The organism is Veillonella infantium, assembly GCF_002959895.1.
Classification (GTDB): Bacteria; Bacillota; Negativicutes; order Veillonellales; family Veillonellaceae; genus Veillonella; species Veillonella infantium.
In genome coordinates, this window is record NZ_PPDD01000001.1 from 113,406 (window position 1) to 130,511 (window position 17,106).

Sequence of the window (17,106 nt, forward strand, 5' to 3'; positions counted from 1 at the left end):
TTATAGAATTACATGTTTGACTATGGTATACTAATTCCACATAAGAGAGGTCAAAGATGAGAAAACTATATCCCTTTTTAATACTAGCATTAGCAACATTACAATCAGCTAGTGCGATTTCACAATATGAATTAGAGAACAAGCCTACTCAATACCAAGTTGCTTATAATAGCCCTTCGGAAACTGTGTATATCGACTTAAGTGCACTTAGTCTAGCACAGTCAGGTCCTACATATAGTACGCTTCACGCTCGTACAATTAGTCTCTATAAAAAGCAGAATATTATTGCTGATTATTCAACTAATTATACATACCATCGTGGTAATACATCTAAAGATATTTATCTTATGGATTGGCATGTAGCACCGGCGAAATTCTACCAAGTAAATGGCGCACCTATAGGAACTGCTAATAATCAGCGTTCTGTTCTATCTACAGGTGCTCACGTCGCTACAAAGGGTTCTCCTGTAGCTGAAATAGGTCAATTTATTTTACATAATGCATTGGAATTAGAGCGTATTACCTATACATCTAAGAACCCATACGTACCACCTCGTCCATATAAACCATTAAGTACACCAGCTCCAACAGAAGGTAGGCCATTATTTGGAGTTCAGCCACCAGAAGGTATCTATAAACCGCTAAACCAATTAGAATCTCCTTATACATCTAATCAACCACGGTTATTTCCTTCTAAATTAGGTATATATGGACCCGTTCCACCACCACCGCCTCAAGGGCCTCGACCTAGTGATTGGATTCTCGACATTCAAAATCAGGACATGCCCGATCCAAATACACCTATGAGTGATTGGAGACCTCAACCTGATTATCATGCACCGCAAAAACCATAATCAAAAAATATAGTTACTCGTAACGTATAAAAAGAGACTGAACTGTCCCCTATTTTGAATTGCACCTCCAAAAATTGTGTCCAATTTTTGGGGTGCAGTTCATTAGGAGAGCTAATTCAGTCTCTTTTGTTTCATATTTTGTTTGTTTCCATACAATCAGAGGAACCTATTGTATGATGCTTTCACATTATTTAAGACGTACAAAGAACAATGCAATAGCACCGATAACTGGTGCAATGGCAAGGGTCATCAATGCAGATTGATAACTGCCTGTAGCTGTTAACATGCTACCTAAAATCATAGGTGCCAACATAACGCCGATCTGATTAAACAAGTTTACGAAGCCTGCAGTTGTACCGCGTAAATGAGGTGCTGCGGATTGAATTACGAGAGCATTTGTTAAAGCACTATGCATGAAAGCACCAATACCAAGAATTGGACCTGTTATAAAGAGCATATCTGGATTTGTGGTGCTCGCAAAGAGGATCAATGCTGGTGCAAATAAGAACATAACAAGCGCCACCAAATGGTTCTTCTTAATCGGTAATATATCGGACAAAATACCGATAGTCGGTTTCGCAATAAGCGCGGCTAAACCAAAGGCAGACATTACATGGCCTGCATAGATGGCATTAACGCCGAGCTGTTTAACCATGTACAAGTTTGACCATTGCGCCACGGCCCAAGTAGCACCGGTAGCAAAGAAGCCTGCAAAGGCAAGACAACAAATATTGCGATTCTTCAAAACATGTAACAAGTTTTCCTTTAAAGAAGTCTTTTCCCCTATATGAGCAGATGCAGCACTCACCTCTGCTTCTCGTTGAGCTAAAATCTCAGCACTTGGCTTACGAACCGTAAAGTAGCTAAGAATGAAAACAAGGATTGGTAATACTGCTGTTAAAAGAAATGCATTTTGCCAACCATAATTAGTTGCCACATATGGTGCATAAAGGTTTACAGTAGTCAATCCAAGGGATGTACAGGACATGAAGATACCCACGGCTGCACCACGTTGATTAGGCCCAAAGTAATCCCCAATAGCACTTAAACAAGATGCTTGTACCGGACCAGATACAATACCTAATAAGAATCGTAATACCCATCCATAGGTGTAATTATCTATAGTACTCATCAATGCCGTAATAACTGCCATAGCAAGTAAGCTTACCAAAATGGTGTAACGATAACCAATGCGATCCGCTAAGATACCACCTGGTAGAACCATAATGGCATAGCCCATATAAAAGGCGGATAAATAGGCTGTACCCATTTGAGGCGTAAAGCTCAAGGCCTCATTAACGATAGGCATCAAGGATGCCCAAGATAAACGCATAACAAAGCTAATCAAAAATGTTAGCCACACGCTGACAAGAATTAAAATCTGAGTTCGTGAGAAACTAAGTCGATTCATACGAGCTCCTTTCTACAGAAAAATAACATATAAAGCTATCATACTATAAATAGAAAGAGTTTTTCAAACTAAAAAAGAACCCGTTACCAAAACGATAAAGGGTTCTCTCTAGTATTATACAAGGAACGGGCTACCGCTTGCTTTGAAATCTATTTTTGAACGTAAGGAATTTATCATATGAATTTAGTTGTTCAGCAGAATAATTTTCCATAATTTCAGTATTATCACTATCTACAATAGAAACAAAAAATATGACATTATTTGTTTTTTTCTTATCTATATTTTCTATCGCTTTTTTAAATCCTTCTATAATTGAATCATATACTTCCGCCTGATATTGCTCAAAATTATCTTCAGATATTAATGTATTTCCATCATTAAGAATATTTTGAATCTCATTATTGAATATACTATCTATTTTCTCAGGAACCTCTCCAAGTCCTATTGCAAATTGAGGGTAATACCATTTAATAAAAGGCTGGTCTTCTTTTGGGTAGTTTACTTTTTCTATTTCGTAGTGAGAAATAGTGTTAGCAGCCCACCCCAGATATGAACAATAGTCATCAATAAATAATGTATAGGCAAAAACTTCATTAGAATTATATCTTTCTAATACAAATTTAAATGACTCTGTAACTCCTTTAGATACATTCTGGATTAAATCTTGAATTATATAATTACTTAAAATACTCATTTTAGTTTTCCTTTTATAAGTTTTTATTATCAATCAGTTTCTATGCACATTTACTAGGTGATCCGTATTTTCCAAAAACCTTACCACCAATTCTAGTCAATTACTTACTCATGTATCTATCTGTTTGAGCTTTGTTATACTTATCCAATACTTTTGAATAAATTCTTCAAATTTAATTAATATGGAAGTCCTTTGGTTATGATGTTTATAGCATATCCTTAAGTTATATTTGTTCATATAAAGTTAAATTCTTTTCTGTGCTTTTATATATATCTGTATAGAAATAAATTCTATTATCTTTTATCTCTTTCAGATAAACCAAGTCTTCGATCCCCCCAATATACCCAATTGATAAATTATCTAAATTTAATGTTGCAAGCCTAAATCCAACAACGCAAAATCGTCTAATAAAAACTGGAATATATATTTTTCTATTGAAATACAACAAAGGCCCTCCAAACCCCTGTTCTTTAATAATAACTTGACCGTTAATGGATAGACTTCCAACTAAGGGAGAACCTTGATTTACTTCCATCAAATCAAGGTAACTGACTTCCCATTCGTCAAAAAAATTTTTTTCTTGAAAGTCTAAAGGAGTTTCATTCAAAATTTTTAACTTAGACATTTTTATATTTTCTCTTGTCAAAGAATTGAAATCTTCTTCTAATTCTACAAGGAGTTTACCAACTTCATTATTAAATGGCCAAGAATCAATTACTATCCGAGATAATAAAAATTCTTTCCCTTTTTTTTGTTGAAAAATACTTTCTGAATTTAGATAATTAATCATGTCATATAGTTCATTTTTTATAGAAACCAACTGCTGTTTATTTGTATAACTATATTCATCACAATTATTAATCATTTTATCAATTTCGACTAAAACTATATTAATCTTTTTTATAAATTGCTCCTGATTCATTGTCTTATTAACCTTTCTAAGACATTAATATATTTTTGTGTTTATCCACCAGGCAACCCCAAACCTTGAGGTGCAGCTTTACCTTCAATAATAGTTGTTCCTGATTTCATTTTAAATTGAGCAATATTAGTCATGAGGTTCCATTTTGGTTACATAAACCATCTTTAATATCAAGTAATAAATTCAAAAATAGCTCTTGAAAATCATCTATTTCATTATTATTTAAATCAGTTATATCAGGATACAAAAAACAAACTGTTATGCGTTGTATATATTTATCTATACCATTTAGCACATCATATCTAGACCAAACATCAATTGCTATTCATATATTCGTGAGGCATTCAAAAGGCTTTTCAAAGAGTACGAAGCATTTTACTTTCAGGATAAGCTTTGAGTTGGAATAGATCATTTGTTCTTATAGATGAGATTCTCAGGTTTTTTGTCGGGAGAAATAAGAAGTTTATCAAGGTATTCGGGGTCATGCCAGTCATCCCAAGGTGCTAGACTAAAATAAGCTTTAATAAAATCATCAATAATAGCTGAACCTTCGGTATTAATACCAATAATATTTCCTTGTTCAATTAAATCAATATTAGGAAAATATTGTTTCAGTATATTTTTATTTACTATACCTTGTTGAATAATTGGCCAGAATCCTTTATCTAACGATTCTTCAGTAATAAACATAGCAGCAATAACATCGTTTTTATCTATTTTTATATCTTCATATAAAGGAAGGTTTTTTGAGGAAATTTTCATTTTGGTAATTAAGCAGGCTACACCTATCCAATCATATCTTCCAAGAATCTGTCCAACAGCTAAAAAATCATCTTCTATGGGAATGCCAAAATAATCGCCTACCTGCCATTTCTGTTTTTTTCTTGCCATTTTTAAAAGTTTCTTTCTGTAATTCAATAAGACATGGGAATTTTTCCACCTAAAAGGCGGCCCGAATGCCTTATTCAACATTGTCATAAATTATGTTTTATTTGTAGAAAATATATTATCTTCTATATGACAGTTTTGAAAAGAGCAGTTAGATATTAAATGATCTTGTATATGCATTGATCTGAATACACAATTAATAAATGTACAATTAGTAAATTTTGTATTACAAACTATTGCCGTAATAAAAGAACAATTAATAAAATTACAATTAGTAAAGGAACTATAGCTTATGAACGCACCACGAAATGAACAGAAAGAAAATTTGAGACTTTCAATTTTCCTATGGGATATTTCGTATCTGTGAAAATCAATATTATCTATATGGGTTAACTGTCTAGAAATTAAAGCATCTAACTCTTTTGTTTCGATTTTAATTAGAGACTTTGTAATATTTTTAAGTAATTCTTGAATGTCATTTGATATCATTTTTATTACCACCAATCTATAGGGTCTGGTTGTATATCTTTCAAAGGTATTCTTGGTTTAGATAATAGAGCAGTTCCTGGGGTACTAGCAGGTGTTCGTAACTGTCGTATTGTAGGCGTCGGTAATGGTTTCGGGCAGCCATTGGGCGTTGTAGCCGTAGTTTGCGGTATGACCAACAAGAGAGAAATTTGGATACCATAATTAAAAGTTTCATACAGACTACAGTTTGCTTTTTTCATTCAAATGAAAATTTTAACATTTTTGATAAGCGATTTATAAAATATAGAATTGCCAAATGTTCATCTTGGCAACAATATTCTTCGGTTCTCAATCCTCTTTCAGAATAGAATATATGCCATTTTTTATTTTCTTCAACAATACATAATGATTCATCATTTACTTCATTGATTGAGTAACTATCTTCTGGTACTCCTTTACTTTTAAGATATGAATTTAATTCATTAATTTTTAACATTTTCCTATTTTCACCTCTTCCAGATGCCCAGATTCTATATGATTTAACAGATTTTGGTAATTCATACTGTGTCCCTAATCCAATCTCTCCGAACAACGACATAATTTTACTTGCAGCTACATTATCAATTGATTTCAGTACCCTATATATGGTATAAGGCTTTAGATTAGAACCAGGAGGTAAGACTCTCATAGAGTATGGTATTCCTACTGGAGATACAGATTGTCTCCACCTGAAAGCCCAATCGGATCCTGATTCACAAACTGCCCGGCCTCAGGCTCGTAATATCTCATCAGGTTGTAATGCAGCCCGGTTTCTTTATCAAAGTATTGGTTTTGCAATCTGAACGGCTGATGCGCATCCTTTTAAACCCGCCCGTCCTTTTTCAGACGACCTCATGTGGTATATTCGCCGCACCATAACAGATTGCCGTGGATGTCGGTCATCTCTCTCAGTATGCCGAACGGGTCGTAGGCGTAGCGGCGGTTAAGTACGATACAAAAAAGGTCGTCTGAAAATATCGAATCTTACTTTTTATTTTTTTTCTTAGGATTTATTTCTTCTTTACGTTGCTTATAAAATTGCCAATATTTTTTGTCTTCCATAGAGAAAGGTATGTAACGTAGCTCATTATAAGTTAGGTCAAAATATTTATAGGCATTTTCCATATCACCTAGTTCGTAATAGATAATACCTGCCCATAGAAATGTACTGCCATCAGGAACTGTTTTTCGCGCCTCTAATGCAATATTTATCCATTCAAGTGCCTTAGAATAATCCTTTAACTCTTTAAATCTGCCAGAAATTTCAGAACATAGCCCACTAGTTGGGGTTACGAATTGAGTAGCAGGTTTTGGAATTAAATCCCAAGCCCTCATTAACTCATTAATCCTTTCCTGAAGAGTTTTAGCTTGTCTCGACTCACATATAATATTATTAATTTCACTATTTAACTCAGGATTAATATCAGATAAATACATGGTTTTCCTCCTTTTCCTAAACCTAGGATTTTTCTTTCGGCTATTACAATTTAAACCCTAAGGATCTAATCAAATAGATACATTCGGTGCAAACCAATAAAGGTTATCACAGCCATCCAACCCAATCGGATCCTGATTCACAAACCGTCCCGCATCAGGCTCATAATACCTGAAGAAGTTGTAGTGCAACCTCGTTTCACGATCGCAATACTGGTTTTGCAGGCGGAAGGTCTGGTATGCGCTATCCGTTAGCTGGGTTTTCTCTTTCAGACGCCCCCAGGCGATATATTCGCCGTACCACAACAGGTTGCCACCGCAAACGAATTCAGTGTCCTCTTCGAGGCTACCTGAAACTTCTTGACTGCTTTTCAGACTACCTCAAAGAGGTATCGAGACCGTCTGAAATAGTTTGAGTTTAAATAGTTTACTAAATTTGTTTTTTAAGAATTTTCTCTAAATAATCTGAAAAATTAGCTGCTAAAGTTAGCAATTCATCAGTATCATGATTGTAAATCATTACCGTTTTAGATGGGGAAATATAAATAGGATTTCCCCAGCCATCGGTGCCAATTATTAAATTACTTTGACCATCTTTAAGATAATCGGAAAATTCTTTATTTAAATCAATAATTGTATCTTCCCCAAGAAATTCGGAATTATGTATTCCATATATTTGAGCATCCCTAATGACACCCCCCCAAATCTCATTGTAAATTCTTTAAAATCGTCATCTAACTTGATATTAAGTGATTTCTCTACATTGAGGACCTCATCATCAGTTGTTGGCTTTCCTTGAGCGACTGGATTTTTTTGAAAGAAAGCAATTAACTGCTCTAAAACAAATTTGTTTAACATAAATACTCCTTATTAAACTAATAAGACTTACCTGCTTTTAGGTCTCTACGTCTTAACTCTTTTCTGGCTCTATATTTCCAATATTCTATACGGCAATTTCAAAAATCATGTCTGACACTGTCATTTCCTACACCTTTACCTTTTTGATTACCAATATGTTAGATAACTTTTACATTTATAGTGATTTTCCCAGCCGGTGTAGTTGCCGAACTACAACAAATTGCCATCCTTATCGGTCATATCGCGCGGGATGCCGATTTGGTCTCAGTGGAAGTGGAAGTAGTGGGTTTGTTGGCAGTTTTCGTAGTCTTCGCTGATGTGGTTTAGACAGGCGAAACCGCCTTCGTGCGTACCACAATGCTCTACGTCGGGATTGGAGGTTTCGTACGGGCTACGGCTTGCTATTTTGAATGGGTTATTTCTTCTACTCTCCCATCTTTTTTAGAAATAACTATATGGAAATTACCACCTAGTGCTTTTGGAGGGGCTCCATTAATGATCCAGACATCTTTCTCTTCAATAATACGGTATGGTTTTTGATTTATTGAAACGGTATTTCCATATACGTTTTTTATGTATGTTTCAGCAAGATCAAGCGCCATATTTTTTGAACTGACTAACATATTGCTCTCCTTTTTGTCTAAAAAATCTTTTGCAAAAGCTGAAGTAAAACAAAGAAATACTAATATAGTAAAGAGACGGATTTTGTTCATCATTCTTTCCTTAATACCAAAATTTAAAAATCGATTGTGCTTGTGTAGGTAATGCAGTACTGCGCACACCCTATATCGGGATTGGAGGTTTCATGCGGGCTACGGCTACTTTTCTAGAAACCTTGGCTTATGTATTCGATTAACAAAATAATAAGTAGATTTAGGAATTACTTATTAACTTTTCGAGATATTCAATACTTCTGAATAAATAATGTTCACCTATTTGCTGTATCAAATTTGATGGACCCCCAAATAATATTTTTTCTAAATACTTTTTAAGAATTATAAGCTCATCTTTTTTTAAGAGATTTAAAGCATGAGTGATGTTTTCTGCGGTAGGTATATTTATAATAAATTCTTCTATATTTACTGGAATATCATCATTTCTAATACTATTACTGATGCTATCAATAATTTTAGGCATTAAATAATTTATTCCTTCTGGTGAAAAAAAGATAAATGGTACTAAATTATGTTCATCAATAATAATTTTCTCTATTGGGGTATATTCGTAATACTTAAATTCATCTTTAAATTCCTCTATTTTATAGATGTTTTCTCGATAAAGTTTTTTGAACAATCCTTTTTTAGGATAATCTCTATAAGGAATTTTCAAGAAGGGCATATTTATCTCCATTATGCTAGATAACTTTTACATTTATAGTGATTTTTCCATGCGATGTATTCGCCGAACCACAAGAGGTTGCCGTGGATGTCAGTCATCTCTCTCGGTATGCCGAACGGGTCGTAGGCGTAGCGGCGGTTAAGTACGGTACCAAATAGGTCATCTGAAAATATCGAATCTTACTTTTTGGTTTTTTTCTTAGGATTTAGTTCTTCTTTACGCTGCTTATAAAATTGCCAATATTTTTTGTCTTCCATAGAGAAAGGTGTGTAACGTAGCTCATTATAAGTTAGGTCAAAATATTTATAGGCATTTTCCATATCACCCAATTCGTAATAAACGATTCCTGTCCATATAAACACACCTGCTGCAGGTTCATCTTTTCGTGCCTCAAGTGCAATTAACATCCACTCAAGGGCTTTTTGATAATCACCTAATTTTTTATAATTTTCTGAAACACCACAGGCGATTGCCGAAGTAGGCTCAACGAACTGAGTGGCTGGTTTAGGTAAAAGTTCCCATGCTTGATTCAGAATATCAATACTTTCCTCCGGCGTAGTAGCATCATTTGAGTTACATACAAACTCATTGATTTTTTTGTTTAATTCATAATTTACTTGATCTAAATACATAATTTCTCCTTCTTATGTGCATTCTTTAAAGAGTATTTATTACCATGTTGGTCCGGTTGTGTACCTGTGCCAAGGGTTATAGCTATAGGAATCGGTGTAGATATAGGTATATCTACCATCCGGCTGAACTTTCTGCAAGAGGTAACTGCCGTCCCAAACAAATCCGGTTTCCTCTTCGAAGCCGTCTGAAACTTCTTCGTTTTTCAGACGGCCTTAATGTTTTATCAGGTTTCTATTAAATATGTAACTTATTGTTTGTAATATCCCATTAGGTTTCTAATTTCTTTAGATTTCTTTTTATCGTGATATTCTTCAGATGTATAATGTTTTGCATCATATCCAAACTCATTTTTTATATTTGTTTTAGCTCCATTTTTTAAAAGAATTTCAATAATATCAAGATTTCCATGAAGACAAGCATTTTGAATAGGAGTGAAATTTAATTCACCTTGTTGATTGACATTTGCTCCATTTTCTATTAATAGAATAACATCTTTTTTAGATTGGGAATTAACTGCTAAATTTAATAATGTTTCTCCCATAGATCCTAAGTCATGTACGGAGGTTATAGGACTATGATTCAAAAAACTAGGGAAATCCCGATATTTAAAAAAAAGATTTTTCAAGGAATTATTCATAATTTAGCCTCATAAAGAATTTATTTAGTATATTCAGATTTTGCTTTTTCTTTTAAAGCATCTAGCCTATTTTAACAACCATTTATTTTGATTGTATGTCTCCAGGGTTACATTTTTCTGTCCCAATTAGTTATAACTCGATACATCTTTTGGCATGATTAATTTGCGCACTTAGAGTTGCGCATATAGACGCTTGAGGTGATACTGGAGTATCACAAAACCTTTTCGCTAGTTGATATTCTCGATCACGTTTATCAGATTTATTATTTTTTTATTTGCTTTGTTAAACAATTATTGTAACTTTGCAAAACACTCTAAAGGGATTTAATCCTAGAAAATCTACCCAATTTACGATACTAAATGCATAAGTATAAAAATTTGTACCTCCTAAATATTTAATAGGATCCTGATTCACAAACCGCCCGGCCTCTGGCTCGTAATAACGCATCAGGTTGTAATGCAGCCCCGTCTTACGGTCGACATATTGGTTTTGCAGGTGGAAAGCTTACTGAATGTAGATATAGGCGTAGTGACGGTTAAGTACGGCACCAAAAAGGTCGTCTGAAAATATTGATCTGCACCCATTTTCCTGGACACATATTATTTACTAGCCTAAACACATGGATGCTTCCCTGTATTTTACAGGAGGCATCCATTTTATTTTTTTCTGGATCCTTTTGTTGTTGTAATAATTAATGTATTCTTCTATCGTTACTGCAAAAGCATTAAATAATATATATTCTTTTTCAAAACCATAATATATTTCTGTTTTCAATCTACCAAAAAAGGTTTCTATCACAGAGTTATCATAACAATTTCCTTTTCAATTGCTTTTCTTTTAAATTCATAACTATATCTCATGAAAATACCCCCTTTACTGGTTATCCAGTAAAGGGGGTACATATCATAACCTAAAGGGCTTTCTAATGTGGCGGAGAGGGTGGGATTCGAACCCACGGCCCCTTGCGGAGTCACTGGTTTTCAAGACCAGCTCCTTAAACCACTCGGACACCTCTCCATAACGGTATTATTATATCAGATTGGCCCAATAATAAGCAACAACGTAATATCGTACAAGAAAAAAGCTGGCTCAAAGCCAGCTTTTTCATGTGTATTTGTTGTTAAAGTAATGTTTCAACTACTTACTATTGAATTAAGTATTCACTAATTATCATAAATTAGAATAAATCTTTTTTCCACATACCGATAATGGCAATAATAGAGAATACTAATGCAACACCTATAACCTCATAGAATCCCTCTGGATCATCTTGGAATGGCAATGGCACGTTTGTCCCCCACAAGCTAAATACGATTGTTGGCACCGCCATAGCAATAGTAAGGGTCGCCAACATTTTCATAACCAAGTTAAGGTTATTAGAAATAATGGATGTAAAGGCGTTCATCATGTTCATCAAGATATTGGAGTACATTTCAACCATCTCGATGGCCTGTTTATTCTCGATGATAACGTCCTCTAGTAAGTCCTCATCCTCTTCGTACATTTTGAGAAGATGTTTATAGGAACTATGACCACGCAAGCGCAATAGACGTTCCATAACGGTACCATTCGTGCGCAATGCAGATGTAAAGTATGTCATGGATTTCTGTAATTCCAACAATTGGAAGAAGTCTTTATTCTTTGTAGTATGACGCAATTGGACTTCAATATCGTCAGTACGGCGGTTGATTTGTTGCAAGTAGCGCAAGAACATAGTTGCTGTGCGATACAAGATTTGGAACAAGAAACGCGTCTTTTTGTATGTATAGAACGTAGAAATCTGATTAGAAATGAACGGATACAATACTTCAGATTCTTCGAGGCAGACCGTAATAAAGAAGTCTGGCGTCAAGAAGATACCAAGCGGCACTGTATCATACATATCGTTACCGCGGATAACCGGAATATTGATAACGATAAAGATGTAGTTATCCTCTAACTCCACGTGAGAACGTTCTTCCATATCGAGAGCGGTCTTTAAAACGTCCGTTGGGATTTCCGTCAAAATATTGATAAGGGATAACTCATCGGGGTCTGGGTTCACCAAATTTACCCAAGAACCTTTTGTGGCATCTGATACAGTGCTATCGGAAACTAACTCTTCTTCTATATGTTTATACACCGTAATCATGCTATCCCTCCTTCCAACGAACTTATAGTAATCATCTAATAAATTATATACTATTTTATAGCTATTATTCAATTCAATTGTGAAAGTTTTGTGTATCTAGAACATACATATACAGTTTTATGTCTATTTATGATGTACAAATGTATATAGTAAAAGTATCGTAAATGTTTAATCCACGCAATAAAATAACCTCTAAGTTAGTCAGTTACTAACCTAGAGGTTATTTATATCAGTCCTAATCATTCAGATCAGGAGAATGTAATTTATTTCGTTCCTCAACAGAGCTATAAACTCTGCTTTCACCTAATTGCGGCGCAAGATACGAACAGAGTTCAAGATACAAAGGATGGATACGCCAGTATCACCAAATACTGCCCACCACATGGATGCATAGCCCATGAGGCCAAGCGCCATGATAAGGATTTTAACAGCAATAGCGAACACTACGTTTTGCCATGCTACGCGCAACGTCGCTTTGGACAAGTCAAGGATATGTGCAATAGCAGTCAAGGACGGACGCATGAATACAACGTCTGCCGCTTCGATAGCCGCATCAGCACCGCTACCCATCGCACCACCTACATCAGCACCAGCAAGTACTGGAGCATCGTTGATGCCGTCCCCTACGAACATAGTTGGACCATATTCAGAGCGAATATCTTGTACTACGGACAATTTATCTTGTGGCAACAATTGAGCGCGAACAGCACTTACACCAGTTTCTTTAGCGATGTAATTTGCACTTGCTTCAGCATCACCTGTAAGCATAACAGTTTTAATATCTTGACCATTAAGATTAGCAATCGCTTCAGCAGAGTCTGGGCGAGCTTCATCGGCGATGATGATACGACCTAAGTATGTATTACCTTCTGCCACAAGAACTTCTGTGCCATATTCAGCAGACTCTGTTGGATAGCCTTGCACATTATAGCGTTCCATAAGGCGACGGTTACCAATAAGTACTTGTTGACCATCAGTCATACCCACCATACCTTCACCAGCTAACTCTTGAACGAAATCAGAAGGTTCCACTGTAAGGCCTTGATCTTTTGCTTCAGACACGATGCTTGTTGCAATTGGATGAGTAGAAACGGCTTCGATAGCTGCCGCCATGGATAACAATTGACTGGAACTTACATGAGAGCCTACAGTTTCTACGCTGTGAACTTTGAACTCACCAGATGTGATGGTACCAGTTTTATCAAGAGCTACTGCTTTCACATTAGCCAACGCCTCGATAACTCGACCACCTTTAAGCAAGATACCGTGTTTAGACGCATTGCCGATACCGGAGAAGAATGCAAGTGGCACGCTAAGCACCAATGCACATGGGCAAGAAATAACGAGGAATGTTAAGGCTGTGTAGATCCATTTATGCCATTCGCCTGTAATAAGGGATGGGATGATAGCTACAGCCAATGCAAGAGCTACAACGATTGGTGTGTATACGCGAGCAAAACGCGTAATGAAACGGTCGATTTTAGGTTTAGAAGATGCTGCATTTTCAACGGCATCAAGGATTTTAGTAACCATAGATTCTTCAAGAACCTTATCTACACGCATTGTAATACGACCAGATTCGTTGATACAACCAGACATAAGTTGAGTGCCAGGTACGGCGCGAACAGGTACAGGTTCACCTGTTACAGGTGCTGTATTAACGCGTGTTTCACCTTCAAGCACTGTGCCGTCTAGAGGAATTAAATCGCCAGGACGAACTTCGATAGTCCAACCTACTTCAACCTTTTCAGGAGCCATAACTACGATTTCACCACCGCAGTCTGTATCTACAACCCGCACCTCTTGAGGACGCATATCGACAGCGTTCATGATTTCTGTACGACTACGATCAGTTGCTTTTTCTTCGAAGAACTCACCAATACGGTAAAACAAGATAACACCTACGGCCTCAGGCAATGCATCGATAGCAATAGCGCCCAATGTAGCGATAGACATCAAGAAGTTCTCGTCGAACACTTGGCCTTTTAAGATATTACGACCTGCGATGCGCAATACTGGGAACGCAAGAAGAATATAGGCAATATAGTAAATTGGAGTTTCGATAGACTCTGGCAAGCTGATGGACGGAACAACCGTAGTCAACGCTTCGTAGAGCATAAATAACAAGCCTGCTACGATAACTGCAATTGTTACTGCCTCACTGCCGTGGTCGTGATCATGACCATGGTCATCCACAGCCGCTTTAGATTTACGCTCATAATCAGCTACGGTTACGCCCTCTTCGATGGCATCACAAATCTCTTGAATGTCACGTTTAAGAGCTTCTCGGTCTTCCCAAGAGCCGGTTAATTTTAATTGATGTGTAGCAATTGTGAAATTTGCAGTCTCTACAACATCCATTTTACGGATACGATCTTCAATTTTTGCTGCGCAGTTCGCACAGTTCAAATCCTTCAACAACAATGTTTCTTCCATGATATCTCCTTTGATAATGGTGAAAGCTTCTATCCTATATAGTAAGTTAGTTTCTAATACTTATTAGACATATCTTATAGCATATCTTTTAGATATTTTTACTTTTCTCATCAGATACTTTATATGAGTATCCATTCATATGTCTATTTTAATAAAATATATACTGTATGTCAAGAAAAATTATCAAAATATATGACACTAAACATTAGTAAAATAGCCTATGCTCATCATACACGAGCATAGGCCAAATCTATGTTTCTTCACTTTACAATTTACTTTACTGAGTTTCTTTATTCGATTACTTTACCAATTACATTAGTGTTATTATTATCAACTCTTCAAAGGTTCTTATTCAAAAGGGTTCTTATTCAAAAGGGTTCTTATTCAAAAAGATTAATTTCCTTTATATCTTTAAAAGCAATGGCTACGCCCCCAATAGATAGACTATGGGCAGGTTTACCTATCGCCTCGATAGTCCCTACTAATTCCGTATAGCAATGCCCTGTATAATAAAGCACTCGTACAAAATCCCCTTCCACCAAGGATTGTATAGTACGGTTTAATTCCTCTATTTGATCCTCCGATAGCTCTACACGATTCTCTTTAGGCCGTGCCACAGCTGCCAGTAATACTTCAAATCCCTTTAATGCCGCAAAGGGCATAAATTGTTTCGCCCGTTGCAAACGAGACATACGATGTTTCATTAATTTATTCCCCATTATGGCCACCTACCAAGGTATTTCTAAAGCGCATTGTCCCTTCATCTTGCAAGCTAGAGGCACGTAAAATAGCATTTTTACCGAACTGCTCCTTGATAGATAACATCGCCTCATGTACTTGACGCTCCTTTTCCTCTTCCTCCGTCGCAAGAGAGCTGAATAAATCTACCTCCTGAGGTATAGCAGAGCGATTGACTAAATCCTCAAAGCTTACGCCTATACGCCGTATAAGTTCATTTTTATGGCAATGTTGTTCATATAATTTAATTACTGCCGTCGTTAATGCTTGCAATGAATCAGTGTGCTGTTTAAGCTTTTTAGAACCTCCAGTAGAGCGCACCATATCATCTGCATAGCCAATATGAACGTGAATATGGTTTGTAACCCCTTTGATTTGTAAAAGCTCTAATACCAAGGACTCCACCATTTCCCGCATAGGCACGTACGCCTCTTCATAGGTATAGTTACGCAACAAAATCTGGCTATGCGAGATAGAGTGCTTAATAGGACGATACGCATGAATATCTGCAATCGTACAAGGCTCACAGCCCCAAGCATGATCGATAATAAGCTCTGCATTAATACCAAACTCCTTATATAACTTTGCTTCAGGAACCATGGTAATACCATGTAAATCATACGCACCATACTTATGTAAGCGGTTGGCTATGCCTTTACCAATCTGCCAAATATCAGTCAAGGGCTGATGATACCAGATTTTCTCTTTAAAGAGGCTTTCATCAAGATACCCTATAAAATCAGGCGCATGTTTTGCCAGGATATCGAGAGCAATCTTGGCAAGGAACAAGTTTGTTCCAATCCCAACAGTGGCATAAATCTTGGTCGCCTCTAACACCGCATCAAGTAACATCTGCGCTAGCTCTCGAGGCGTTTTCTTGTAGAGCGGTAAGTAGGGGGTGATATCAATGAAATACTCATCGATAGAGTATACATGCACATCCTCAGGTGCCACATACTTGAGCAAAGTCCCGTAAATCTCAGCAGACGCCTGCATATACCGTTTCATATGAGGCTTCACCGTCAAATACTCAATGTGCGGAGGAATCTCAAAAAGACGACTGCGATTTTTAACACCTAGCTTTTTTAAGGCCGGTGAAATGGCCAATGTAATAGCCCCTTTGCCACGAGATCCATCGGCCACCACCAAAGGCGTCGTAAACGGATCCAGCCCCAAATCGGCACACTCCACAGACGCGTAAAAACTCTTCAAATCAATGCACATATACATTCGATCCGTATCAGCTGAACCCATACAAACACCCCCTTAAACCGCTAAATCACTAGACTCTACAAGAAATATGAAAAGAAGAATCTCTATGATTAGTATAACAAAAATACAGAGTATTTTCAAACATATGTTTGTTATTATAAAGGTAAATTTTAGGTATAAATAAAAAATCCCAAGCCTTAACTATATAGTTAGGACTTAGGATTAAATGATATAACTTCACCTGCAATATACTATTCAATTACAAACTTAACCAATTTTCTCCTTTTCTACCAACAATATAACGAAAACTATCTAGTGCCACTATATTGATGGGACATCTTCATATCTACAGTGATAAAAAGAAAGGACTATACTTATGCAGCGACATCAGGTCACGAGGAGCAAAGAAGTA

The 17,106-nt window shown here is 36.2% G+C and carries 18 protein-coding genes, 1 tRNA gene and 4 pseudogenes; 1 reads left to right on the forward strand and 22 read right to left on the reverse strand.

The features are described from left to right. The first annotated feature begins 56 nt into the window (after window positions 1-56). A complete protein-coding gene (locus tag VCHSUH03_RS00485; RefSeq protein WP_105093667.1) occupies window positions 57-854 on the forward strand; it encodes a hypothetical protein in 798 nt (265 codons plus the stop codon). A gap of 187 nt (window positions 855-1,041) precedes the next feature. On the opposite strand, the gene VCHSUH03_RS00490 is transcribed toward VCHSUH03_RS00485, so the two are convergent. From VCHSUH03_RS00490 to VCHSUH03_RS00605, 22 genes and pseudogenes are all read right to left on the reverse strand, one after another. Next, window positions 1,042-2,265, reverse strand: a complete 1,224-nt coding sequence (locus VCHSUH03_RS00490; protein ID WP_060924489.1) for an MFS transporter — start codon at window positions 2,263-2,265, stop codon at window positions 1,042-1,044. Between the two features lie 130 nt (window positions 2,266-2,395). After that, entirely contained in the window at window positions 2,396-2,959 is a 564-nt protein-coding gene (locus VCHSUH03_RS00495; protein WP_105093668.1) for a DUF4303 domain-containing protein, read from the reverse strand. 223 nt (window positions 2,960-3,182) lie between these two features. Continuing rightward, window positions 3,183-3,881 carry a hypothetical protein gene (locus VCHSUH03_RS09550; protein WP_105093669.1) on the reverse strand — a complete coding sequence of 233 codons (699 nt, stop codon included), beginning with the start codon at window positions 3,879-3,881 and terminating at the stop codon, window positions 3,183-3,185. A 408-nt stretch (window positions 3,882-4,289) separates the two neighbouring features. Further along, a complete protein-coding gene (locus VCHSUH03_RS00505; RefSeq protein ID WP_105085090.1) occupies window positions 4,290-4,772 on the reverse strand; it encodes a hypothetical protein in 483 nt (160 codons plus the stop codon). Window positions 4,773-4,862: 90 nt separating this feature from the next. Then, window positions 4,863-5,258 carry a pentapeptide repeat-containing protein gene (locus VCHSUH03_RS09620; RefSeq protein WP_105093670.1) on the reverse strand — a complete coding sequence of 132 codons (396 nt, stop codon included), beginning with the start codon at window positions 5,256-5,258 and terminating at the stop codon, window positions 4,863-4,865. Window positions 5,259-5,493: 235 nt separating this feature from the next. Next, window positions 5,494-5,940 (reverse strand): annotated as a pseudogene (locus tag VCHSUH03_RS00515) (TNT domain-containing protein); the annotation flags it as partial. Further along, window positions 5,940-6,080: pseudogene (locus VCHSUH03_RS09625) on the reverse strand (RHS repeat-associated core domain-containing protein); the annotation flags it as partial. The pseudogenes VCHSUH03_RS00515 and VCHSUH03_RS09625, both read right to left, overlap by 1 nt. A gap of 180 nt (window positions 6,081-6,260) precedes the next feature. After that, on the reverse strand, window positions 6,261-6,713 hold the full coding sequence (locus tag VCHSUH03_RS00525; protein WP_105093672.1) for a hypothetical protein: 453 nt from the start codon (window positions 6,711-6,713) through the stop codon (window positions 6,261-6,263). Window positions 6,714-6,782: 69 nt separating this feature from the next. After that, on the reverse strand, window positions 6,783-7,016 hold the full coding sequence (locus VCHSUH03_RS09630; RefSeq protein ID WP_206602786.1) for an RHS repeat-associated core domain-containing protein: 234 nt from the start codon (window positions 7,014-7,016) through the stop codon (window positions 6,783-6,785). A 124-nt stretch (window positions 7,017-7,140) separates the two neighbouring features. After that, window positions 7,141-7,568, reverse strand: a pseudogene (locus VCHSUH03_RS09635) (SMI1/KNR4 family protein). 401 nt (window positions 7,569-7,969) lie between these two features. Next, window positions 7,970-8,284, reverse strand: a complete 315-nt coding sequence (locus tag VCHSUH03_RS00545; protein WP_105093675.1) for an NTF2 fold immunity protein — start codon at window positions 8,282-8,284, stop codon at window positions 7,970-7,972. A 157-nt stretch (window positions 8,285-8,441) separates the two neighbouring features. Then, the gene (locus VCHSUH03_RS00550) at window positions 8,442-8,906 is read right to left on the reverse strand and encodes a hypothetical protein (protein WP_206602787.1); all 465 of its coding nucleotides are present in this window, start codon (window positions 8,904-8,906) and stop codon (window positions 8,442-8,444) included. Between the two features lie 11 nt (window positions 8,907-8,917). Next, window positions 8,918-9,004 carry a hypothetical protein gene (locus VCHSUH03_RS09640; protein WP_371732235.1) on the reverse strand — a complete coding sequence of 29 codons (87 nt, stop codon included), beginning with the start codon at window positions 9,002-9,004 and terminating at the stop codon, window positions 8,918-8,920. Window positions 9,005-9,085: 81 nt separating this feature from the next. Then, window positions 9,086-9,538 (reverse strand): tetratricopeptide repeat protein, encoded by a 453-nt coding sequence (locus VCHSUH03_RS00560; protein WP_105093677.1) that lies wholly within the window; start codon window positions 9,536-9,538, stop codon window positions 9,086-9,088. 248 nt (window positions 9,539-9,786) lie between these two features. After that, window positions 9,787-10,176, reverse strand: coding sequence for an ankyrin repeat domain-containing protein (locus tag VCHSUH03_RS00565; protein ID WP_167388597.1), 390 nt, complete (start codon window positions 10,174-10,176; stop codon window positions 9,787-9,789). 283 nt (window positions 10,177-10,459) lie between these two features. Then, a complete protein-coding gene (locus VCHSUH03_RS09645; protein WP_105093678.1) occupies window positions 10,460-10,672 on the reverse strand; it encodes an RHS repeat-associated core domain-containing protein in 213 nt (70 codons plus the stop codon). Window positions 10,673-10,783: 111 nt separating this feature from the next. Continuing rightward, a pseudogene (locus VCHSUH03_RS09650) lies at window positions 10,784-10,984 on the reverse strand (IS3 family transposase); the annotation flags it as partial. A gap of 121 nt (window positions 10,985-11,105) precedes the next feature. Then, window positions 11,106-11,194 (reverse strand) — tRNA-Ser (locus VCHSUH03_RS00585). A 160-nt stretch (window positions 11,195-11,354) separates the two neighbouring features. Continuing rightward, on the reverse strand, window positions 11,355-12,308 hold the full coding sequence (locus VCHSUH03_RS00590; RefSeq protein ID WP_005385143.1) for a magnesium transporter CorA family protein: 954 nt from the start codon (window positions 12,306-12,308) through the stop codon (window positions 11,355-11,357). A gap of 303 nt (window positions 12,309-12,611) precedes the next feature. Beyond that, window positions 12,612-14,744 (reverse strand): heavy metal translocating P-type ATPase, encoded by a 2,133-nt coding sequence (locus tag VCHSUH03_RS00595; protein ID WP_105093680.1) that lies wholly within the window; start codon window positions 14,742-14,744, stop codon window positions 12,612-12,614. 380 nt (window positions 14,745-15,124) lie between these two features. Beyond that, entirely contained in the window at window positions 15,125-15,448 is a 324-nt protein-coding gene (locus tag VCHSUH03_RS00600) for a YolD-like family protein (RefSeq protein WP_174683252.1), read from the reverse strand. A gap of 4 nt (window positions 15,449-15,452) precedes the next feature. Continuing rightward, window positions 15,453-16,736 (reverse strand): Y-family DNA polymerase, encoded by a 1,284-nt coding sequence (locus VCHSUH03_RS00605; protein ID WP_105093681.1) that lies wholly within the window; start codon window positions 16,734-16,736, stop codon window positions 15,453-15,455. Window positions 16,737-17,106 lie beyond the last annotated feature (370 nt).

What these genes read in the sequence shown, in the direction of transcription:
- VCHSUH03_RS00600 (WP_174683252.1), bottom strand. Translation starts at nt 15,448, where the DNA reads ATGAAACATCGTATGTCTCGTTTGCAACGGGCGAAACAATTTATGCCC.
- VCHSUH03_RS00605 (WP_105093681.1), bottom strand. Translation starts at nt 16,736, where the DNA reads ATGGGTTCAGCTGATACGGATCGAATGTATATGTGCATTGATTTGAAG.
- VCHSUH03_RS00595 (WP_105093680.1), bottom strand. Translation starts at nt 14,744, where the DNA reads ATGGAAGAAACATTGTTGTTGAAGGATTTGAACTGTGCGAACTGCGCA.
- VCHSUH03_RS00525 (WP_105093672.1), bottom strand. Translation starts at nt 6,713, where the DNA reads ATGTATTTATCTGATATTAATCCTGAGTTAAATAGTGAAATTAATAAT.
- VCHSUH03_RS00490 (WP_060924489.1), bottom strand. Translation starts at nt 2,265, where the DNA reads ATGAATCGACTTAGTTTCTCACGAACTCAGATTTTAATTCTTGTCAGC.
- VCHSUH03_RS00505 (WP_105085090.1), bottom strand. Translation starts at nt 4,772, where the DNA reads ATGGCAAGAAAAAAACAGAAATGGCAGGTAGGCGATTATTTTGGCATT.
- VCHSUH03_RS00590 (WP_005385143.1), bottom strand. Translation starts at nt 12,308, where the DNA reads ATGATTACGGTGTATAAACATATAGAAGAAGAGTTAGTTTCCGATAGC.
- VCHSUH03_RS00560 (WP_105093677.1), bottom strand. Translation starts at nt 9,538, where the DNA reads ATGTATTTAGATCAAGTAAATTATGAATTAAACAAAAAAATCAATGAG.
- VCHSUH03_RS00550 (WP_206602787.1), bottom strand. Translation starts at nt 8,906, where the DNA reads ATGCCCTTCTTGAAAATTCCTTATAGAGATTATCCTAAAAAAGGATTG.
- VCHSUH03_RS09620 (WP_105093670.1), bottom strand. Translation starts at nt 5,258, where the DNA reads ATGATATCAAATGACATTCAAGAATTACTTAAAAATATTACAAAGTCT.
- VCHSUH03_RS09550 (WP_105093669.1), bottom strand. Translation starts at nt 3,881, where the DNA reads ATGAATCAGGAGCAATTTATAAAAAAGATTAATATAGTTTTAGTCGAA.
- VCHSUH03_RS00545 (WP_105093675.1), bottom strand. Translation starts at nt 8,284, where the DNA reads ATGATGAACAAAATCCGTCTCTTTACTATATTAGTATTTCTTTGTTTT.
- VCHSUH03_RS00495 (WP_105093668.1), bottom strand. Translation starts at nt 2,959, where the DNA reads ATGAGTATTTTAAGTAATTATATAATTCAAGATTTAATCCAGAATGTA.
- VCHSUH03_RS00565 (WP_167388597.1), bottom strand. Translation starts at nt 10,176, where the DNA reads ATGAATAATTCCTTGAAAAATCTTTTTTTTAAATATCGGGATTTCCCT.
- VCHSUH03_RS09640 (WP_371732235.1), bottom strand. Translation starts at nt 9,004, where the DNA reads ATGACTGACATCCACGGCAACCTCTTGTGGTTCGGCGAATACATCGCA.
- VCHSUH03_RS00485 (WP_105093667.1), top strand. Translation starts at nt 57, where the DNA reads ATGAGAAAACTATATCCCTTTTTAATACTAGCATTAGCAACATTACAA.